The following is a 2,499-nucleotide window of genomic DNA, read 5'->3' on the forward strand; positions in this document are numbered from 1 at the left end:
GAAAGATTTGACTAGGGAAAGACAAGAATACATGATGTTTATGGAAGCTTGAGAAAATGAAAATCTTTCTGATATTTCTCCTGGGGAAATTTCCTGAATACTTCAACCTATCCCACTATTCTAAAAATGCTTATTTACTTAAGTAAAATTTTCCTGAAAAGCTAGATTTTGCGTTTTTATCTTTAAGAATATTTGGGCTTTTCAGCAAAAATATTATTAGTGGGATAGGTTCTTAGGTTAGGGCTTGCTGATTAAATTTCAAATCTACAAAATTTGCGATCGCAGTCCAAACTGTACTTTTTTTTGATTGAATAAAAAGTCATGTGTATAGACGAGTCAACCCAGATAGTTTTTATAATATCAAAATTTTGCTGAGGATGCAAAGGAAAATCCTTTGACGCGCCAAATTTTTTTTAGGAGCTTCATAAAATGAAATGTTTGTGGTTTTCCAGTCAAAAGAAATGGATGGAAAGATTTGACGAGGAAAAGACAAGGATACATTATGTTTATGGAAGTTTGAGAAAATGAAAATCTTTCTGAGACGCGCCATTTTTTTCAGTAGCTTCATAAAATGAAAAAAAACTAGATATTTATGAGATTATGAAATTGATTAGAAACTTAATACCAGAGAGTAGAAAGCTTTTAGAAAGAATGACACCAAACAGCTTGCTTCAATATCAATATCTCAAAAAAGTGCTTGATAATTTAGGAAGAGAATATGTAATTAATTTTGCTTATGCACTTAATACAAATTTCTAGAACTAAATTCCTGAATTATGACTGTAGAACTTTCCAGAAAAATAGATGGTTAATATTAGCACTGACATAGTGCTTTAAACTCTGGCATTATTAGAAATGTAAGTAACTTTTAACTTTGAGGATAATTAAATGAGCTTTTCCATTCAATCTCTATATACTTGGTATCGTAATACTATTCGTAATCCTAAATATCGTTGGTGGATTATTGCTGGAACATTAGCTTATGTATTGAGTCCTTTTGATATTTCTCCAGATTTTATCCCAATTGTCGGACAAATTGATGATGTTGCTATTGTAACTCTCTTGGTAGCAGAGGTTTCTCAGATGGTAGTTGATTTTATTAAATTACGTCGGGGTCAAGATACACCGGTTGTATCTAATGTGAATAACCAAGACTCAACTACTACCGATAGTACAGTTGATGTAAATGTAGTTTCTGTACCAGAAATACAGAAAGAAGAAAAACTGTAAATATATCAAGTTAGGGAGTAGGGAGTAGGGAATAGGGGGAAATAATTGATAAATTATCTGGAATAATTGATTTAATTTTTTATTATTGGAGATATCTAATAGCAACGGAAAAAAGTAGTGTAGATAGTGAATATTTATAATTCATATCTAGATTATGCAACTTCTTAAACAATCAAGTAGACCAGGAAATACTATTTTTTAAAAAGAGGGAATTTAAAGATTTAAAAATACTCTCTATCTCCCATATTCCTATCTCCCTCCTCTCTTTTTAAATGTATCCTAAAATGGGGTCTATAGAAGCCATTTGGTATTTTTGTAAAGGTGCGGGTTTTTGGCAAAAAAGTCAGAATTCAGAAGATCGAGAAACATAGGAATATGATATGAATTGTGAGATATTGTACAGTTTTAGGGAACAGGAAACAGGCAATAGGCAAAACAGAAAAAGGAAAAGAACTGTATCTTATAAAGATTATAACCACCATATTTTAGATTTTTAGAGAGCAGTAAAATTCTCACATCTGATTCCTAATTGCTATAGATATAGGGAAAAAGGTATAAAAATTACCTCATATTTACCGAATTAATAATAATGATAACTGGAAACAGGGTGCAAACATCGGTAAAAAAAACAATCAAAACTTTACCCAAATACCTCACTATAAATTAATTCAACAGATAACTTATAAGTGTGAACTTGCTGGTATCAAAGTTATGGAGACAGCAAGATTGTTACACCAGTAAAACTTCTGCACTTGATTTAGAATTGCCCAGGCGCCATAAGAATTATGTGGGAAAACGAGTCAAACGTGGTTTATTTTTGAGTGCAACTGGTAAAGTGATTAATGCGGATATCAATGGCTCTCTTCATATAATCAGAAAGAAATTCCCAGGGGCATTTACTGCCGAGGGAATAGTGAGCTGTGCCGTACAGCCTATATTGGTTAATCCAATATCAAGATAAAAGCTGTCACGATTTTCTACAGTTTTTTTCGTACGGTCTATAGACTTGGGTTGATTTTTTTTGGGGAAAATGGTAAAAGTCCAAGAATATGTGTGAGGAGTGGGGGTTCTAATTGTGAAATTTAGCGAACTTGCAAGTAAACTTGGTTCTGAGACGATCGCTTGTAGTCTGGAAAAAATAAAATATCGGTGGCAGTAATATTATCCTCAGCATTGGCAAAGTTGGCACGAATGCGATAACTACCTGATTCTGGGGGGGTGAGGTTGACGGTTTTGGGTTTGTTGCCAGTCTTGACTTTTTCGGTGGCA

4 protein-coding genes are annotated in these 2,499 nt (G+C 33.0%); 3 read left to right on the forward strand and 1 reads right to left on the reverse strand.

The genetic code is table 11. The features are described from left to right. Positions 1-888 precede the first annotated feature (888 nt). The 3 genes from F6K22_RS38580 (at position 889) to F6K22_RS38590 (ending at position 2,191) form a co-directional block, all read left to right on the forward strand. Positions 889-1,230, forward strand: a complete 342-nt coding sequence (locus F6K22_RS38580) for a YkvA family protein (RefSeq protein ID WP_293110197.1) — start codon at positions 889-891, stop codon at positions 1,228-1,230. A 615-nt stretch (positions 1,231-1,845) separates the two neighbouring features. Beyond that, on the forward strand, positions 1,846-1,971 hold the full coding sequence (locus tag F6K22_RS38585) for a hypothetical protein (RefSeq protein WP_293110202.1): 126 nt from the start codon (positions 1,846-1,848) through the stop codon (positions 1,969-1,971). After that, positions 1,919-2,191, forward strand: a complete 273-nt coding sequence (locus F6K22_RS38590; RefSeq protein ID WP_293110199.1) for a hypothetical protein — start codon at positions 1,919-1,921, stop codon at positions 2,189-2,191. Before F6K22_RS38585 ends, F6K22_RS38590 begins: the two co-directional genes overlap by 53 nt. Positions 2,192-2,312: 121 nt before the next feature. Here the strand turns inward: F6K22_RS38590 and F6K22_RS38595 are convergent. Continuing rightward, the coding region (locus tag F6K22_RS38595; protein WP_293110200.1) for a hypothetical protein at positions 2,313-2,499 on the reverse strand (187 nt) is incomplete at its 5' end.

This window comes from Okeania sp. SIO2F4, assembly GCF_010672385.1.
Lineage (GTDB): Bacteria > Cyanobacteriota > Cyanobacteriia > Cyanobacteriales > Microcoleaceae > Trichodesmium.